This is a genomic window from Pseudomonas sp. Irchel 3A5 (assembly GCF_900187575.1).
Classification (GTDB): domain Bacteria; phylum Pseudomonadota; class Gammaproteobacteria; order Pseudomonadales; family Pseudomonadaceae; genus Aquipseudomonas; species Aquipseudomonas folii.
The window spans coordinates 210,635-227,277 of sequence record NZ_FYDU01000001.1 but is presented as its reverse complement, the minus strand read 5'-3'; the positions used below and the strand labels follow the sequence as shown (position 1 = coordinate 227,277).

Here is a 16,643-nt window from a genome sequence, read left to right as displayed (position 1 = left end):
GGTTGAGACCTGTTTCGATACAGAGATTCATGGCAACACCCTCTCAACCGCATCAGTGAAGGCTTTCGGCGAAGCCAGCTGCATTTCGCGGGTTTCGATGTGTACCGCCACTTGAATCGAGCTGGCGCGGGTCATGCGCTCGCCGGTTTCGGCGTCGGTGATCAGGTAATTAATCTTCAAGCGATTCTCCCACTCCACAAGACTGGCGCGCACGATCAGCCGCTGGCCGAACACCGCGCCACGCACGTAGCGCAGCTGGATGTCGATCACCGGCCAACCGTAACCGGATTTGAGCATGTGCGTGTAGTTGTGGCCGATGTGGTCCAGCAGCGCGCAGCGGGCGACTTCCAGATATTTGATGTAATGCCCGTGCCAGACGACGTTCATCGAATCGACGTCGAAAAAGGGCACCAGGACTTCGGTGTCCACATCAATTACGCCTTTACTGCGCATGCAACCTCCAATGGCGATCAGCAATGCGTTGCAGGCACAGACGCAGCTCGCCTTCCAGCGCACGGTCTTCGATCACGGGCGGGAAATCAACGGCCAGTTGCTTGTGCATGGCTGCCAACGCTGGGGGGAGTGGGCGTGCATCGGCGGCTTTGCTGCGCAGCCAGACACCCTGGTTCGCAGCGATCAGCGTGGCAGCGGCCACTTGCTCGGTCAGTTCCAGTACCCGAATGGCATCCCGGGCAGCGATGGTGCCCATGCTGACCTTGTCCTGGTTGTGGCACTCGGTCGAGCGGGAGAACACGCTGGCCGGCATGGTGTTTTTCAGGGCTTCTGCAGTCCAGGCGCTGGTACCAATCTGCACGGCCTTGAAGCCATGGTTGATCATCGCCCGATCTGCTGGCGCGCCAGACAGATTGCTCGGCAAGCCGTGGTTGTAACGCTCATCCACCAACAGCGCGAGCTGGCGATCCAGCAGGTCGGCGACGTTGGCGACGAGGTTTTTCAGGCTGTCCATGGCGAAGGCGATATGGCCGCCATAGAAGTGCCCGCCGTGCAGCACGCGTTCTGCCTCGGCGTCGATAATCGGGTTGTCGTTGGCGCTGTTCAGTTCGATTTCGATAAACGAACGCAGCCAGTTCAGGCTGTCAGCCAGTACGCCCAGCACATGCGGGGCGCAACGCAGCGAGTAACGATCCTGCAAACGATGCAGAGGTGCAGTCGGTGCGTCGATGGCCAGATCCTTGCGCAACCAGGCCGCGACTTGCATCTGGCCCGGATGAGGCTTGGCCGCGAAAAGGCGCTCGTCGAAATGCTCCGGGTTGCCTTGCAACGCGACTACGTTCATTGCGGTGATTCGGGTTGCCAGTTGCAGCAGGTAATCGGCGCGGGCAAAGGCCAGGCACGCCAGACCAGTCATCACCGCTGTACCGTTCATCAAGGCCAGGGCTTCCTTGGGGCGCAACACCAAGGGTTCCCAGCCCAGCTCGCGATGCACGTCGCTGGACTGACGGCGTTCGCCGCGGAACATCACTTCGCGCTCGCCGGACAAGGTCGCCGCGACGTAAGACAGCGGCGTCAGATCGCCGCTGGCACCTACTGAGCCTTCTTCCGGGATCAGCGGCAATACGTCCTGCTCAAGAAACGCCTGCAGGCGCTCCAGCAGTTCCACGCGAACACCGGAAACCCCGTGGCACAGCGACTGCAAACGCGCAGCCAGTACCGCGCGCGTGGCTTGGGCGTCGAGCAGTTTGCCGAGTCCACAACCATGGAAGGTGTACAGATGACGCGGCAAGGCTTCCACGTGTTGCAGCGGCACGGCTACCACGCAGGAATCACCGTAACCGGTGGTCACGCCATAGATCACGCCTTCCTTGTCCAGCAAAGAATCAAGGAACTGCGCGCCTTTGGCGATGCGTTGACGGTAGGCGCTGTCGCTTTGCAGAGCGGTCGGCACTTGGCGATTGGCCAGGGCCAGCACGTCTTCGATCTGCAACGCACGCTCACCGAAGGTGACCGGCTCAGGAACTTGATTCGTCATCGGACTTCCAGAAAGGGTAGAAATTGAACCACTGCTGCGGAGCTTGCAGGCAGTAGTGGCCGAGGCGATCGGCATAGCGCTGGGCGTGATCGGCAATCACTTGTTGCCGGTCGCTGCGTCGCCACTCGATGGCGTCGGCAAATGGCTCGAGGGTCACTTGATAACCGCTTGGGCGCTTGAGGCAGAAAATCAGATTGATCGGGCATTTCAATAATCCGGCCAGCAGCCACGGGCCCTGGGGGAACGCCGCTTTGGCGCCAAGGAAGTCGACCCTCGCGTTACGCCCGCCATGCAACGCCACGCGGTCACCGGCAATGGCCAGCCACTCACCGTCGTCCAGGCGCTGGCTCAGTTGCAGCATGACGGAAGGGTCCAGCTCGCTGACCTGAATCAGGCGCAGATTGGTCGCGCCTGCTTCGCCCAAAAGACGGTTGAAGCGTTCGGCGTGCTTGGTGTGGACCAGCACGTTCATGGTGACTTTTTCGCCCAGCTCGGCGAGTGCGCGGCAGACTTCCAGATTGCCCAAGTGCGCACCCACCAGCATTTGGCCGCGTTCGCCACGCAACTGAGTGCGCAGCAGCGCCGGGTCAACAATCTCAATTTGCTCCAGACGCAGCTTGCCGTTCCAGACGTCGAGTTTATCCAACAGCGAATCAGCAAAGGCCATGAACTGGCCGAATACCCGTTTGTGCGTAGGCATCAGCTCTGGTCTGGCGCTCCATTCGGACAAGCGTCGTTGATATTCCCAGGCACTCTTGCGCGCCTGACGGCCGAACAGAAAGAAATACAGCACGATGCCATGCAGCACCGGGCTCAGCACCCGACGGCCCAAGTGCCGCACGCCCCAGGCGGTGAGTTTCATCAGCAGGAAACTGCCACGCTCTTCGTGTTTGGCCCAGTGCTTATCGCTCATCGCCATACCTCCCGGTAGGAGCGAACTTGTTCGCGAGAGCGTCGGTACATACAACGCACAATCGGCGCCTGGCAGATGGTCCTCGCGAACAAGCTCGCTCTTATCGAAAAAAATACAACTGCCTGGTTTGGAATACTGTTCTGTAGGAGCGCGCTTGCCCGCAATGGCGTCAGCACTGGCGATACATTCATCGACTGACCTGACGCCATCGCGGGCAAGCGCGCTCCTACAGGTCCAATGTCTGCTTCGCGACCGCGCGGCGTCGAAAGCGGGTCGGCCACACCTACCGGATTTCTTGCAAACACAGCAATCATGGCAACCACCGTCGCCAGAGGATCAACGGGAAACGTCCCAGCATGCCGAAGAACAGCTTGGTGTGCATTTTCGAGATCAGTGCGTTGTCGTGGAACATCCGGAAATGCGACAGGCCGTCCTGCGGGTAATGCACCTTGGTCGGCAGCCAGACCATCGGCTGATTCAGCCACGAGAGGCGAACAAGAATTTCCGAGTCGAAATCCATGCGCTTGCCCACCTGCACGGTGTTGATCAAATGCAGCACGGGCGCCAGAGGGTAAACCCGAAAGCCGCACATCGAATCCTTGATCTGCAAGGACAGGCTGTTGACCCATACCCAGAAATGCGTGAGGTAGCGGGCATACAAGCGGCCTTTTGGCACGCTGGCATCGTATTGCGGATAACCGCAGATCAGCGCATTGGGCTGCTGGCGTGATGCGTCGAGGAAGACGCCGAGGTCAGACAGATCATGCTGACCGTCAGCATCCACTTGCAGGGCATGGCTGAAACCCAGACGCTGTGCTTCACGGAAACCCGCCATGACAGCACCGCCTTTGCCCTGATTGACGGGCAGCGTGACCAGATAAACGTTATCGCCTTGCTCCAGTTCACGCAGCACTGCGGCGCAAGCCGGGCTGCTGGCGTCGTCCACCAGGACACACGGCAAACCGGCGGCGAGCACCGCCTGAACCACCGCAGGCACCGCCAGCTCATGGTCGAACACCGGGATGATGGCGCAGGGGTTATGCATGGGAAGAACCCCGCAGAAAACTGGTCAGATGCAGGTCCCTGTGGGAGCGGTGCTTGCCCGCGATAAGGCTGGACGCAATTGGCCTGAGAATCGCGGTCCCCTTATCGCGGGCAAGCACCGCTCCCACAGGAGCGGCGTTTGCCAAGGCGTTCGCAATTCCCGGTAGGAGCCAACTTGTTGGCGAGGCGTTGTGCCTGACACACCGTGTGGGGACTCTCGCGAACAAGTTCGCTCCCACCGGGAATGCCATCGCTTTCAAGTTAAACATTGCCTGCCTCCAGCAATATCCGGCCACTGGAACACGCTGCGTCGCCGTTGCGGAAAGCGAAGTAGAGTTTGCCGCGCTCGGCGTCGAAGCGCAGGGTCAGGTTGATCTGGTCACCGGGGCGGACCAGTTGCTGGAACTTGAGAACTTCCATCCCGGCAAATTTTGCCGGCACGTCCATCAAACGCTGACCCAGCGCCATGGCCCAGCTCACTTGAACCACGCCCGGCAATACCGGAGCTGTCGGGAAGTGACCGCTGAAGTACGCAAGATCTGGCGGCACGCTTAATTGCAGATGCCACTCGCCATCCATGTTCTGTTGCGCCAGCACTTCCGCTTCTTTTCCGCGTGGTGCCATTAATAGCGCCTGAACTTCGGTTTGAGGCAGTTTGCCCTGTGCGTTCAGTGGCAACTGACGCAGCATGCGCCAGCGACGGGGCAGGGCGATCGCTTCGCAATGACCGCTCAAGTGCTGGCGCAGGGTTTGCGTCAGATTGCGTCGGCCTTGATTGCGCAAGGCATGTAAACCCGCGGCGCTGAGCACCACCAATGCGCCCAGCGAGGCACGATTTTCCTGCACCACACCCAGACGCGCTTCACTGACCCATTCATGGCTGACCAGTGCTTGCTCCAAGAGCGGCAGGGAAATACGTTTTTCTTCGAGTTTGACGATGCGATCCAGTCGTCCAAGCAGTTCAAAACGGCCGTAGTCGGCCATGCGTACCGCGTCGGCAGTGTGTTCGATGTGGCCTGTCGGCATGTACGTCGAACTGATGTGCAAGGCACCGTCGGCATCCTGGCCCAGTTCGACACCTGAGAAGGCCTGCCAGAGGTTTTCTCCCTGACGCCAGCCGATACCGCCGGTTTCCGAGCTGCCAAGTATTTCGGTCGGCCACTGCCCCAATCGCTGATACAGGCTCTCAGCCGCCTCCACAGGTAATGCGCCGCCAGAGGAGAACACCCGGCGTACCTTGCCCAGACTTGGCCAATCGAGGTTGTCGCCCATGCGCTTGAGCAACGCAGGGCTGGCTACCCAGGCGAACTGCGGGAATTCGCGACTGGCGCGCTGCAGGTCTTCCGGAAACGGCAGCTGTTTGCGAACGAAGCAACGCCCCGCGCTCAAAGGCCATAGCACGCGAAACAGCAAACCATAGATGTGTTGCGTCGCCACGCTGCCGATAATGCAGGCTGCGCCCAGGTCTGCGCCCCAGAGTTGTTCCAGTGCATCGACTTCATTGGCCAGTTGCCGCAAGCGTTTTTCGATCAGCTTGGGTTCACCGCTGGAGCCGGACGTACACAGGCTCAAGCAGCATTCATCCAGATCCAGCGGCGCTGGCGGCAATGGCTCGGCGTGCAGCTCTTGCAGCTTGCGGTCGCCCGGCAGATCAGTCAGCCAGGCATCCACATGCCCGGCCCAGCGCTCGCGGGTCTGGGCTTGCAGGTCGGCGGGCAGCAGCACGCTGACGTCCGCGCGCCAGGCTGCAAATAGCGCAATCGCCAACTCGCCAGCGTCTTCCAGGTGCACGGCCAGTCGCTTGATGCCTTGTGCCTGCAAGCCCGCGGCGACGCTCAACGCCTGCTCGCAAAACTGCGCATGGTTCAGCGCCGGAGCCTGCGTCAGCTCACGGGCTGACTGCGGGTCAAGCAGCAGGCGTTCGGGTTTAATCCAGTCAACAACCATCCGGTTCATGCATTCCATTTCATGCCGCGCCTCTGACTCGGCGGCGGACCAGCCATTCGCCTGCAAACAGCAGGCCCATCAATCCGTATGAAACAAGTCCGGTGTACAGCGCCCACCAGGACAGCGGAGCCCACAGCGTCAAACCCGCTGCGATCAGCCCGTTGGCCAGAAAAAACCAGCACCACACCACCGTAACCTGACGTGTGTAGCGGACAGCCTTTTCCGGCAATTGCGGATCCCCCAAACGCGCCATGCGTTCGACGATCGGCGGCCCATGAATCAGGCTCATGCCAAACAGACTCAGCATTGAAGCGCTGATCAACACCGGGTACCACCGCAGCAATTCAGCGCTGTCCAGCAGGCCCAGAAGCAGGCAAAAGCCAATGGCGATCAACGCCGTGATCAGCGTGGCGGGCCGCTTGCGCGCGGTCAGCGCACGTCCCAGCCACAAGACACCCAGCAGTAACGCAAACTGCCAGGGCGCGAAGTGTTCGGTACCGTAGTAAACCGCGAACGGGTACAACACGCCCGCCAGCAATAGACCCAGTCCGATCAGCCGCTTCATTCTGTGGCGTTGGCTAGACGGTATACCGCCTCGACGACGTCGTTGACGGTGCGTACCGCCTTGAATTCTTCGGCAGCGATTTTGGTGCCGGTCTTGCGTTTGATGTGGTCGATCAGGTCCACGGCGTCAATGCTGTCAATTTCCAGATCCTGATAGAGATTGGCTTGCAGAGTGACTCGCTCAGGCTCAAGTTCGAACAGCTCTACCAGCGCATCGCGCAGGATTTCGAAGATGTCTTCACGGGTTTGCATGTCAATTCCTCAGGCCGCTTGTCGTGCGCTGACAAAAGCCGCGAGGCTGTCCACGCTGGTGAAATGGTCACGGGTGTCTTTGGCGTCCGCATCGATCTTGATGCCGTAACGCTTCTGGATCGCCAGCCCCAGTTCCAGGGCATCTACAGAATCAAGACCCAGTCCCTCACCGAAGAGGATCTGGTCGTTGCCAATGTCGTGGGTACTGATGTCTTCGAGGCCCAGGGCGTCGATGATCAGTTGCTTAATGTCTTGATGTAGAACGCTCATCCAAGGCGAGCTCCCTGATGAAATAGTGATGCAGGTGGTCGTTGAGCTTGCGCGACGCAACAGGCGCTGGGCCTAGCGCAGCAAAGGCGTGTGGGTCTATATCGGCACCAACGCGCAAACTGAAGTGCACGCGCCGTAAAGGGATGCGATACCAGGGCTCGGCCTTGGTCAGCGTCGTCGGGCTGACCTGAATGACGACCGGAGTGATCACCGAGGCACCGCGCAAGGCAATGGCAGCAGCGCCGCGATGAAATTGCGGCGCGCAACCGGGCTGTGTCCGGGTGCCTTCCGGGAATACGATCAGGGTCTGGCCATCGCGAAGGGCGTCAGCAGCGGTGTCGAGCATCTCGGCGCTGCCATCGTTGCTGATGTAGCCGGTGGAGCGCACCGGGCCACAGGTAAAAGGGTTTTCCCAGAGGCTGTGTTTGACTACGCAATTGGCGTCGCGCACCAGCCCGATCAGAAACACCACATCGATCAGCGAAGGGTGGTTGGCGATGATCATTTGCCCCGGACGACCCAGCCGTTCTGCGCCTTCTATTTCGTAAGTCAGTACGCCGTTTTTCGCCATACGCTGGATAAACACCCAGAACAGACGGCTGATGGTCCGTCTGGCCTGCTGGCGTTTTTTCGCCTGATCGCCTGGCAGGCAGCGCAGCAGTGGAAAGTACAGTAAACGCAGGCACAGCCCGCCCAACCCGAACAGGGCAAAGCACATCGCGGTAGCGAAGAGGCGCCAGTAATAGGCGTCCTGACGCTTTTTCAGTGGTTGCGTTGCCAGTTCCATAACCGGTTCTTCCAGGCGTGTCGGCAAGTGTGTTGTTCAGTGTTGAGCGTTCGCAGCAGATTCAGGGCATGGGGCCATTCGCTACAAGGCCGTTCCTCTTCGCTGGCCGGCTGCAAGGTCAACTGCCAGTCCGTTCCCGGGGTCAGCAGCAGGCCAACGGCATATGGGAAGGGCACGTCGTCTATCCAGCCCGAGTAGGCCTGTGGCGGCTGTTCTTCGGTCACGATCAGCAGCACCGCAGGCGCACCCTCTGCCAACAGCGCGGCGGCTTCGAAAGCACCATGCTCCAGGCCGTCACCTGCTGCTGCCAGGGCCGTCATTTCGCTGGTTTCACCACGCATGATCGACCACAAGCCAATGACCGCGTTGTGCACGGACAGGCTGAACTGGGTCGGTGACAAGGGCTGGCTATCGGCGACGTCACGCAGGATTTCGAAGGTGCGAGGTGTCTCACCGTGACGCGAGACAAATACCAGTGGCAGCCGCTCGTGACCTTCAGCCAGCGGCCAGCCCACGGCAAATGCCATGCGGGCCAGACGACCGAGGCGGCGGCGCTGCATGGCAGGCAGGAACGACACATCAGGCGATTCATCGCTGATCTGCAAGGGCGTCGGGTGCCGACTCCAGGCCTGCCAGTCGTCGACGTGAGTCAACCCCGGTGCCCAGGCGCGCCATTGTGCGATGTTGAACGTAATCAAAGGATTATCTTCCCGCCCCTGCGGGCTACTGCTTACTGCGATATTGCTGGCAATCTACCCGGAACTCGCTTGTTTCCGCTCAAACGTCGGGCATTATCCCGATGAGGATGAACAGTAGCAATTTGTTAAAAACAAATATGTCGGAATTTGACACTTTTCCGGTGGGATTTTGTCGTGTGTGGTTGAAGCGCTCGCCGTTGTAACGTGCATTGCATAGACTCCAGCAACCAACTATTTCCCTGTACTCAATCCAGGCATCAAGGAGGTCAACTCATGCGTCGGGTGGTTTTCAATCAGAAGGGTGGCGTTGGCAAGTCCAGCATCGCCTGCAACCTGGCAGCGGTCAGTGCTCATGAAGGGTATCGGACGCTATTGATCGATCTTGATGCGCAGGCCAATTCGACTCAGTACCTGACCGGTCTGACGGGGGATGACATCCCCATGGGTATCGCGGAATTTTTCAAGCAGACCCTGTCGTCCGGGCCGTTTGCGAAGAAAAACCACGTCGATATCTACGAAACGCCCTTCGATAACCTTCATGTGGTGACCGCGACCCCCGAGTTGGCTGACCTGCAGCCCAAGCTGGAAGCCAAGCACAAGATCAATAAGCTCAGAAAATTGCTGGATGAACTGAGCGAGGATTATGAGCGGATCTATCTGGATACTCCGCCAGCGCTGAATTTTTATGCGGTTTCGGCGCTGATCGCCGCAGATCGTGTATTGATACCTTTTGATTGCGACAGCTTTTCTCGACAGGCGCTGTATGGCCTGATCAAGGAAGTGGAAGAATTGCGGGAAGATCACAACGAAGACCTGCAAGTGGAAGGGATCATCGTCAATCAGTTCCAGCCACGGGCCAGCCTGCCGCAGCAGATGCTTGACGAGCTGATCGCCGAGGGGCTGCCTGTATTGCCGGTGTATTTGAACGCCTCGGTGAAGATGCGCGAATCGCACGAGGCCAGCAAACCCCTGATCTACCTTGAGCCGCGCCACAAACTGACCCAGCAGTTCGTGGAGCTGCATCATTGGTTGGAGACCCATGCTTAGGGGAGATCCTGACGCGCGTATCCTGGCAAACGACGGCCCGTAGGACTGGCTTTAGCCGGGAGGACTGTGTTTCTGGCGAAAGATATAGGGCGAATGTACCGGCCCTCTCCCGGCTAAAGCCAGTCCTACGAAGACCGTGTTATGCCTGAAACTTCAGGTTTTGCTTGCTGAGCGGAGGTCGCAGGGCCTTACACCTTCCTTCACAGCAGCATTCATCTTGTCCACCACGAGCCTCGCCCGCTTGGCCAGGCCTTTCGGGATATCGATTGCTGCATCCATGTCCGCCGCCAGGGTTTGCTGGGTCGCGATCAACTGATGGCTGCCGGTATCGCAGTCGCACTTGACGTTGTGGCCGTGGGTCGCGACGGCAATGTATTCATCAATGAACGTCGGGTTGCCCTGGGCGATGTAACCGACGGTCCCGCAGGCCGGGCACCACACCGGGTCGCCCATCCGGGCAAGCCTGCGAAGGTCCATGAGTTGAGTTGCCGATGCACTCAATACAAATCCACCGGTAGTGGTTGGATCGTCTTCCCTGACTACGTATGACATGGATGTACTTCCGTTAAGCGAGTCGGAATCAAATCCTAGGCCTGAATAACGCAGTTGGGAGCGGCAAATCGCTGTTTCGGAAAGGCCCTACGGAAAAATCAGCAAAGCGAACGCGCTGACTTCCCGTAGATCGATTCAGATGCCTTGGCTTTTCAACCACGCCAGCAACTGCTGCAACGGGAACGCGCCGCTTTGACGCGCAACTTCCTTGCCATTGCGGAACAGGATCAGGCTGGGGATCGACCGAATACCCAGCTGTCCTGACAACTGCGGGTTGGCTTCACTGTCCAGCTTGGCCAGTCGGCATCGCCCGGCCAATTCGCCGGCCGCCTGCTCAAAAATTGGCGCGAAGGATTTACACGGGCCGCACCACTCCGCCCAGACGTCCACCAGCAGCGGTAGATCGCCTTTGATCTGGCTGGCGTAATCGCCCTGAGTCAGATTGAACGGTGTGCTCAGCAACACCTGTTGTTTGCAGCGGCCACATTTAGGGTGGTCGCCCAGGCGCTCATTGGGGATTCGATTAAGCCCGTTGCAATGCGGGCAGGGGATCAGCATGGGTTCTGACATGGGGCCTCCAAAATCTAATGATGCGCAGATTGTACTGCTCGGTTCTCGCCTGGCTGTGACTGGTTTGGGGGGATGAATGCCCCTAGGCTGGTTTCAACGGTTCAGTGACGGAGCAAAGCATGAAAACTCTCGGCGTTATAGGCGGAATGAGCTGGGAATCCACAGCCACCTACTACAAGTTGCTCAACGAAGGTGTTCGTGACGCGCTCGGCGGCCTGCATTCTGCGCCGATTCTCCTGCATTCAGTCGACTTCGCGGGTATCGCTGCGTTGCAAAAATCCGGTGAGTGGCACGTTGCAGGTGAGCAACTGGCTCACGTCGCGCAAGGCCTGCAGCGGGCCGGTGCAGGCGCGCTGCTGCTGGCCACAAACACGATGCACAAAGTCGCGCCCGCTATCGAGGCTGCGGTGGACATTCCGCTGCTGCACATCGGCGATGCGGTCGGCGAGGCACTACAAGCCCGCAACCTATCCCGCGCCGCACTGCTGGGCACGCGCTTCACCATGCAGGAGGACTTCTACCGCAACCGCCTTGCGGAGCGCTTCGGCATCGAATGCCTGTTGCCCGACGCTCAGGCCATGACCGAGATCGACCGAGTGATATTCGCCGAATTGTGCCTGGGTCAATTCAATCAGCCTGCTCGGGACTACTACCTGAACGTACTTGAGCAGCTTCGCGATGAGGGCGCGGAGGCGGCGATTCTGGGTTGTACCGAAATCGGGTTGTTGCTTGATGGCGCGAAAAGCCCGCTGCCGTTGATCGACAGCACTGAGCAGCATGTGGCGATGGGGTTGCGGTGGTTGCTTGAGTTGTAGGATTGGTCTATTTTTGGGTATCGCAGTTTGCGATACCTGATTTCGTGATTAACATCCTCTCGTGAAATACGACTTGGGATGTCTGATGCGGGTAATCACTGAAAAGCGGATATGGGAAGCGAAGGAAAAATGGCCGCGATCTGCCAACGCGTTGGACGCATGGTACCGATTAGTTAAAGCATGTCGTCCCGCAGACTTTGCAGCCATGAGGGCGATTTTCCCAAGCATCGACAAGGTCGGCCCGCTGCATGTTTTTGATATCGGCGGCAACAAGATAAGACTGATCGCGTGGGTTAGTTATTCAGCACAGCGGATCTACATCAAGCACGTACTCGATCACTCCGAGTATGACAAAGGTAAGTGGAAGGATTAATCATGAGCGCTCTCATCAAGCAGGCGGCAGAACATTGGCCTTTCGTCTCCCCTCTATTGCGCAGGCCTCAGGACGAAGCCGATTACGATGCGCTGATGGATTCGCTGGACGAATTGCTAGCCCTTATCGGCGAGGATGAGTCACACCCGCTCAACAGTCTCGTACTTCTGGTTGGCGACTTCATTGAAGCTTATGACCACAAACATCGCCCCATGCCTGCGGTTTCAGGCGTTGAAACTCTGCGGTACCTGATGCGTGAGCACGGTTTAAATCAAGGAGATTTGCCTGAAGTCGGAACCCAGTCGGTCATTTCCGAAATCTTGAGTGGCAAGCGGCAGCTCAATGTTCGTCAGATACGTTATCTGGCCGAGAGGTTTGGCGTTCCCGCTGATGTGTTTTTTTAAGTGGGGGAATGTCCTCTGAGAACTTTTCTGAATAACGAAATTTGTGGAGTGGGTAGAGTGTATCCAGTCCCAATCATCATCGCGCTTTACTGACTGTGCATTACCCACTCCATCCCTCTCCTGCGTTACATAGTTATAAGAAAGCCGTCGTAATGGCCTCTGCTGTAGGGCACTTCTTACAGTAAATAAAGATCTCTCTGAAATTTAGGTTTTTAATGCTCTGTTTTGCTCAGTAAATACGGGGTTTTGCCTGTGATGTATTCGTTTGGATAGTTGTAAGTTTTTTTGTGGGGCGCTACCGTTTTCTCAAGTTTCAACACAAAACAAATTTGATTTTATTCAAGGTATTCCAATGAAAAGGATTTATGTTCTGGCGCCTTTGGCGCTGGTTTTAGCTGTGGCTTCGGGTGTGGTTCAGGCTGGGCCTCCGGTCGATGTGACGTTTAAGAACAATGGTGCGGAGTCTGCCTTCTATCACGCTGAAGGGAGAAATGGGATGAGTACCCAAATGAACGCAAGACCTACGCCCTTGGCAGAAATAAAAGCGGGTGAATTCGCTCGGTATAGAGTTCAGAGTAATATTTCACCCGATACTAACTATGCAGTTGTTATGTATCGAATAGGAAGTAAGGTGTGTAAGTTTTCAACGACATACTTTAAGAATTTCCAGAGCGGCGTGCGGGTTCCTAAGTGGACTAAAAACGCTATTGCAGAGGGCGGGGCGCGTTGTGATGTGAAGATCACATCTGTCAACTTCTCCACCAATGCGTGGGCAGTTGAATTTTCGATGAAGTAACACTTTTTGAATGAGCTGGGTAACAGTGCAGAATGCTCATGCCGTTAAGGTGCGCTGTTATCCAGTTTCAATATTGGATTTCGGAGAATTATATGATTAATAACGTCAATGTTTCCACATCCTTGATTCCCTCCAATTCCCCCATCAAGAGCGGGTATTCCAATACCACTGGCCTTAGTGAAGCTGTCCAGGACATCTCAAAAAAAATGGATACCGCAAGCGTCTCAACGCTTTCTCTCCAACTCGGTGAAAGCGCCGTGCGTGCCGAAGCCCGCGAGAAGAGCATGACGCGTGAGCAATTAGGAGAATTTGCGAAAAAAACGGTAGATCATATTTTGGGTGAGTCGTACGTTGCCAACAAAGCCCGGCACGATGCAGAAGTACCGGAGACCAACGACCCCGTGCTGATTGAGCGAGCCAAGTTGGCGACGATCTACGTCAATAAATCTGTAGCCCAGGACCCAACTGCAAGAAATCCATTTGCTGACCTCACCCGTGAGCAGGCGGTTCTTATTGCGTACGACGATAAAGGCTCGTACACGGTCAATGAAAGGCAGGCCGCCTGGTCTCGCAGCGCGAGTCTGGAACAACAATGGCGAGCAGGATCAATAGCCCGTGCAGGACAGGAATATAACAGCTGCGGTAAGAACCCCAAGTTCATGACTGAATGCCTCGATCATTACAAAGCACTGCCTGCCATTGAGCGAGCTCGCTACGATAAAGGTTATGAAAGTCGGCTTGAAGCCAGCATCACGGAGCACGGCGGTTCGCGTAAGCCTAGTGAGCGAATGTTGAACTTATACGAAATCCTCGCAGGCATTCAGCTGCCGGAAAAGAAAAAAGAGCAGCCGGTACCGGGTAAAAACAAACCTGAGGCTGTAAAGCCGGTTGTCGAAGCGGTGAGGCCCAGTGTGACGCTTCTTGATCCGCTTCCCGCCACAAAAAAAGTTAACTGATCTTCACTGCGTATTCTGCTTTTGAGGTCGATTTATGATTAATACTGTTTCCAGCGCAAGTGTTGCTGTTGGTAAAGCTGCGCAGCTCAGTAATGTTTCCTCGGTAACCGTGCAGAAAGAAACCTCTATCACTGTTGATACACCCAACACCCAGTCAACGTTATCCACGCTCTCCCGCCAACTGGCAGAAAGTGCTGTTCGGGCAGAAGCCCGAGACAAGAGTATGGACCGTCATCAGTTGGGAATTGAAAGTAATCGAATCCGTACAGCTTTGGTTGAGTACGGTTGGCGATCAGATGAGAGCGGCTATGTTACAGAGTATCCCGATACTTCCGATCCAGAACTACTGGAGAGAGCTCGGCAAGCTACGGAATATACGGGCCGGTATAGACAGTGTAACCTCCAGGCGAAAAACCCCTTTGCCGGTCTTTCCAGGGACCAGTTGAATCTCATTATTTACGACGAGAAGGGCCCCTACACCCTGCATGAAAGAAATGCAGCTCGTCATGCCGTGAACGGTATTGAAGATAAATGGAACAAGTCGCTCTGGGGGCCGGAACGCCAGGAGTCTGCTGCAAACAACGGCCGAACACCCAAGTTCTACGCCGAGATCCTGTCTCACTACAAGACCCTGCCATATATCGAGAAAGTTCAATACCCCGATAACTACGAAACGCGACTCTCGCGTTTGGTGACGGAGCAAAGTGGCCCAGCCCCTGCCAAGGAAAAGGAGTTCCGCGTTCTGACCCTGTTCGAGGTCATGGCCAAGTACAAATACGCCTTTGGCAAGGGCAACAAAGCTACGACGCAAGGCGTGTCGCCCTTGATGAGCGCCGACACGCCAGCGTCAGCTCAACCACCTGCAATCAAGACGAGCAACTGATCTCCAGATGCTTCCCCCACTCCGGCGGCCGCTGGGCGTAGCCAGCCATGCCCGGCTGCTCATTGAACGGATCACTGAGCACTTTATGCAGCCGGCGGACTTCTTCGTAGTCGCCGTTTTCGGCGGCGTCGATGGCTTGTTGTGCCAGGTAGTTGCGCAGGATGTAGAGCGGGTTGACCGCATGCATGCGCGTTTGGCGTTGCTGGTCGGTGCCGTCGTCTTCGCGGCTGATCCGCGCCAGATAGCGTTCGGCCCAGCTGTCGAAGCCTTTGATGTCGACGAAGTCGTCACGCAGTAACTGCAACGCCTGAGCGGCTGGGTCGTTACCGAGGCGGCGGAAGAACAGGGTGTAATCGACGCCGCTGTTCTGCATCAGTTTGAGCAATCCACTGATCAGCTCTCCATCGTCGTCTTCAGCGCTGGTTAACCCCAGACGACGGCGCATCAGGTCCTGGTAATGGGCCTCATAGAGTGGCAGAAACAGGCCGATGGTCTCGCGCAGGGCATCGACGCTGATGAATGGCGTCAACGCCTGAGCCAGTGCGCTGAGGTTCCATTGGGCAATGGGCACCTGATTACTGAAGGCATATCGGCCTTCATGATCCGAGTGGTTGCAGATGAAGTTCTGGTCGAAATCATCAAGAAAAGCGAACGGCCCGAAATCGAAAGTGATGCCCAGAATCGACATGTTGTCGGTGTTCATCACCCCGTGGCAGAAGCCGTAGGCCTGCCATTTGGCGATCAGCTCGGCGTTACGCTCGACGATCTCCTTGAACATCGCCAGGTACGGTTCGGGTTGTTCCAGGCAATGCGGAAAGTGCATCGCCAGCACGTGCTCGCCCAGTTCCTTTAGCTGCTCAGGCTGCTTGGTGTAATAGAAGTATTCGAAGCTGCCGAAGCGCACATGACTTTGCGCCAGACGCAGCACCATCGCGGCGCGTTCCTGTTTCTCGCGCCATACCGGCGTGCTGGAGCCGATGACGCAGCCCGCACGACTGCTGGGTATGCCCAGCGCAAACAGCGCCTCGGAAGCCAGAAACTCGCGGATCGATGAGCGCAACACCGCGCGTCCATCGCCCATGCGCGAGTAGGGGGTTTGTCCGGCGCCTTTCAAGTGCAGGTCCCAGTGTTCGCCTGCGTCGTTGTAAACCTCACCCAGCAGCAGGCCGCGGCCGTCGCCCAGGCGCGGGTTATATGAGCCGAATTGATGACCTGAATAGACCATCGCCCTTGGATCGGCATCTGCCCAGAGTTTGTGCCCGCTGAAGATTTCCGCGAACAGCGGCAGCTCGGCCTGGGCGGGATCAAGGTCAAGCAGGGCCAGTGCACCATCGCTGGCGACGACCAGGCGTGGCTCGGCAATGGGCTCAGGCAATACCGAAGTGGAGAACGCATCGCCCAGGCGGGCAAAACGATTGTCGAAGGTCAGTTCGTCGAGGGCTTTCACAGGCCTTCTCCAGCAGAATGTCCGAGCATTCTGCGGGGTTGATCCGGATGCGTCCAGTTGGTGGCTGGGTATAGGAGGCCGGCAGGTTCATCCGATAGCCGCGCTGTCTCGCGGAAAACATTGAACCTGTAGGAGCGCCACCCCGGTCGCTCCAGAAAAGAATTCCAGATCAAGTGGTTGTATGTTGTTTGATAACAGCTGCCGAGCTCCTATCAAACAAAATGCAAATTAATGGCTTGAAATGCATTTTCTGTAGGAGCTGCCGAAGGCTGCGAAGCATTTGTCCTGATACACCGCGATCGCAGCCTTCGGCAGCTCCTACAGGTCCAATGTTT

The 16,643-nt window shown here is 57.2% G+C and carries 20 protein-coding genes; 7 read left to right on the top strand and 13 right to left on the bottom strand.

Features of this window, described 5'->3' with window-relative positions:
* Window positions 1-27 precede the first annotated feature (27 nt).
* The 10 genes from CKW31_RS00860 to CKW31_RS00810 all read right to left on the bottom strand — a co-directional run bounded on the left by CKW31_RS00860 (window position 28) and on the right by CKW31_RS00810 (window position 8,465).
* Window positions 28-453 carry a thioesterase family protein gene (locus CKW31_RS00860; protein WP_095092466.1) on the bottom strand — a complete coding sequence of 142 codons (426 nt, stop codon included), beginning with the start codon at window positions 451-453 and terminating at the stop codon, window positions 28-30.
* The gene (hutH, locus tag CKW31_RS00855; protein WP_095092465.1) at window positions 443-1,990 is read right to left on the bottom strand and encodes a histidine ammonia-lyase; all 1,548 of its coding nucleotides are present in this window, start codon (window positions 1,988-1,990) and stop codon (window positions 443-445) included. Before hutH ends, CKW31_RS00860 begins: the two co-directional genes overlap by 11 nt.
* A complete protein-coding gene (locus tag CKW31_RS00850; protein WP_371856665.1) occupies window positions 1,971-2,909 on the bottom strand; it encodes a glycosyl transferase in 939 nt (312 codons plus the stop codon). Before CKW31_RS00850 ends, hutH begins: the two co-directional genes overlap by 20 nt.
* A gap of 304 nt (window positions 2,910-3,213) precedes the next feature.
* Complete coding sequence (locus CKW31_RS00845; protein WP_095092463.1) at window positions 3,214-3,948, bottom strand: glycosyltransferase family 2 protein; 735 nt, start codon at window positions 3,946-3,948, stop codon at window positions 3,214-3,216.
* 260 nt (window positions 3,949-4,208) lie between these two features.
* Window positions 4,209-5,894, bottom strand: a complete 1,686-nt coding sequence (locus CKW31_RS00835) for an AMP-binding protein (RefSeq protein WP_371856667.1) — start codon at window positions 5,892-5,894, stop codon at window positions 4,209-4,211.
* 19 nt (window positions 5,895-5,913) lie between these two features.
* Window positions 5,914-6,459 carry a hypothetical protein gene (locus CKW31_RS00830; RefSeq protein ID WP_095092461.1) on the bottom strand — a complete coding sequence of 182 codons (546 nt, stop codon included), beginning with the start codon at window positions 6,457-6,459 and terminating at the stop codon, window positions 5,914-5,916.
* The gene (locus CKW31_RS00825; protein WP_095092460.1) at window positions 6,456-6,710 is read right to left on the bottom strand and encodes an acyl carrier protein; all 255 of its coding nucleotides are present in this window, start codon (window positions 6,708-6,710) and stop codon (window positions 6,456-6,458) included. Before CKW31_RS00825 ends, CKW31_RS00830 begins: the two co-directional genes overlap by 4 nt.
* A 9-nt stretch (window positions 6,711-6,719) precedes the next feature.
* Window positions 6,720-6,980, bottom strand: coding sequence for a phosphopantetheine-binding protein (locus CKW31_RS00820; protein WP_027901954.1), 261 nt, complete (start codon window positions 6,978-6,980; stop codon window positions 6,720-6,722).
* Entirely contained in the window at window positions 6,955-7,767 is an 813-nt protein-coding gene (locus tag CKW31_RS00815) for a 1-acyl-sn-glycerol-3-phosphate acyltransferase (RefSeq protein ID WP_095092459.1), read from the bottom strand. Before CKW31_RS00815 ends, CKW31_RS00820 begins: the two co-directional genes overlap by 26 nt.
* Complete coding sequence (locus tag CKW31_RS00810) at window positions 7,743-8,465, bottom strand: beta-ketoacyl synthase chain length factor (RefSeq protein WP_095092458.1); 723 nt, start codon at window positions 8,463-8,465, stop codon at window positions 7,743-7,745. The genes CKW31_RS00815 and CKW31_RS00810 overlap by 25 nt, the downstream gene beginning before the upstream one ends.
* 273 nt (window positions 8,466-8,738) lie before the next feature.
* Here CKW31_RS00810 and CKW31_RS00805 point away from each other — a divergent pair, with 273 nt between their 5' ends.
* Complete coding sequence (locus tag CKW31_RS00805) at window positions 8,739-9,512, top strand: ParA family protein (protein ID WP_095092457.1); 774 nt, start codon at window positions 8,739-8,741, stop codon at window positions 9,510-9,512.
* A gap of 153 nt (window positions 9,513-9,665) precedes the next feature.
* Here the strand turns inward: CKW31_RS00805 and CKW31_RS00800 are convergent, their stop codons facing one another.
* On the bottom strand, window positions 9,666-10,064 hold the full coding sequence (locus tag CKW31_RS00800) for a PAAR domain-containing protein (protein WP_095092456.1): 399 nt from the start codon (window positions 10,062-10,064) through the stop codon (window positions 9,666-9,668).
* 135 nt (window positions 10,065-10,199) lie between these two features.
* Window positions 10,200-10,634, bottom strand: a complete 435-nt coding sequence (gene trxC / locus CKW31_RS00795; protein ID WP_095092455.1) for a thioredoxin TrxC — start codon at window positions 10,632-10,634, stop codon at window positions 10,200-10,202.
* A 119-nt stretch (window positions 10,635-10,753) separates the two neighbouring features.
* Here trxC and CKW31_RS00790 point away from each other — a divergent pair, with 119 nt between their 5' ends.
* The 6 genes from CKW31_RS00790 (at window position 10,754) to CKW31_RS00765 (ending at window position 14,861) form a co-directional block, all read left to right on the top strand.
* Window positions 10,754-11,449, top strand: a complete 696-nt coding sequence (locus CKW31_RS00790) for an aspartate/glutamate racemase family protein (RefSeq protein ID WP_095092454.1) — start codon at window positions 10,754-10,756, stop codon at window positions 11,447-11,449.
* A gap of 85 nt (window positions 11,450-11,534) precedes the next feature.
* Window positions 11,535-11,822 (top strand): type II toxin-antitoxin system HigB family toxin, encoded by a 288-nt coding sequence (locus tag CKW31_RS00785; RefSeq protein WP_095092453.1) that lies wholly within the window; start codon window positions 11,535-11,537, stop codon window positions 11,820-11,822.
* A gap of 2 nt (window positions 11,823-11,824) precedes the next feature.
* Entirely contained in the window at window positions 11,825-12,226 is a 402-nt protein-coding gene (locus tag CKW31_RS00780) for a type II toxin-antitoxin system HigA family antitoxin (protein WP_095092452.1), read from the top strand.
* Window positions 12,227-12,578: 352 nt separating this feature from the next.
* Complete coding sequence (locus tag CKW31_RS00775; RefSeq protein ID WP_095092451.1) at window positions 12,579-13,022, top strand: hypothetical protein; 444 nt, start codon at window positions 12,579-12,581, stop codon at window positions 13,020-13,022.
* 92 nt (window positions 13,023-13,114) lie between these two features.
* Window positions 13,115-13,978, top strand: coding sequence for a hypothetical protein (locus CKW31_RS00770; protein WP_141230102.1), 864 nt, complete (start codon window positions 13,115-13,117; stop codon window positions 13,976-13,978).
* A 34-nt stretch (window positions 13,979-14,012) separates the two neighbouring features.
* Complete coding sequence (locus tag CKW31_RS00765) at window positions 14,013-14,861, top strand: hypothetical protein (protein WP_095092449.1); 849 nt, start codon at window positions 14,013-14,015, stop codon at window positions 14,859-14,861.
* Here CKW31_RS00765 and selO read toward each other — a convergent pair.
* A complete protein-coding gene (gene selO, locus CKW31_RS00760; protein WP_095092448.1) occupies window positions 14,845-16,308 on the bottom strand; it encodes a protein adenylyltransferase SelO in 1,464 nt (487 codons plus the stop codon). The genes CKW31_RS00765 and selO overlap by 17 nt on opposite strands.
* Window positions 16,309-16,643 lie beyond the last annotated feature (335 nt).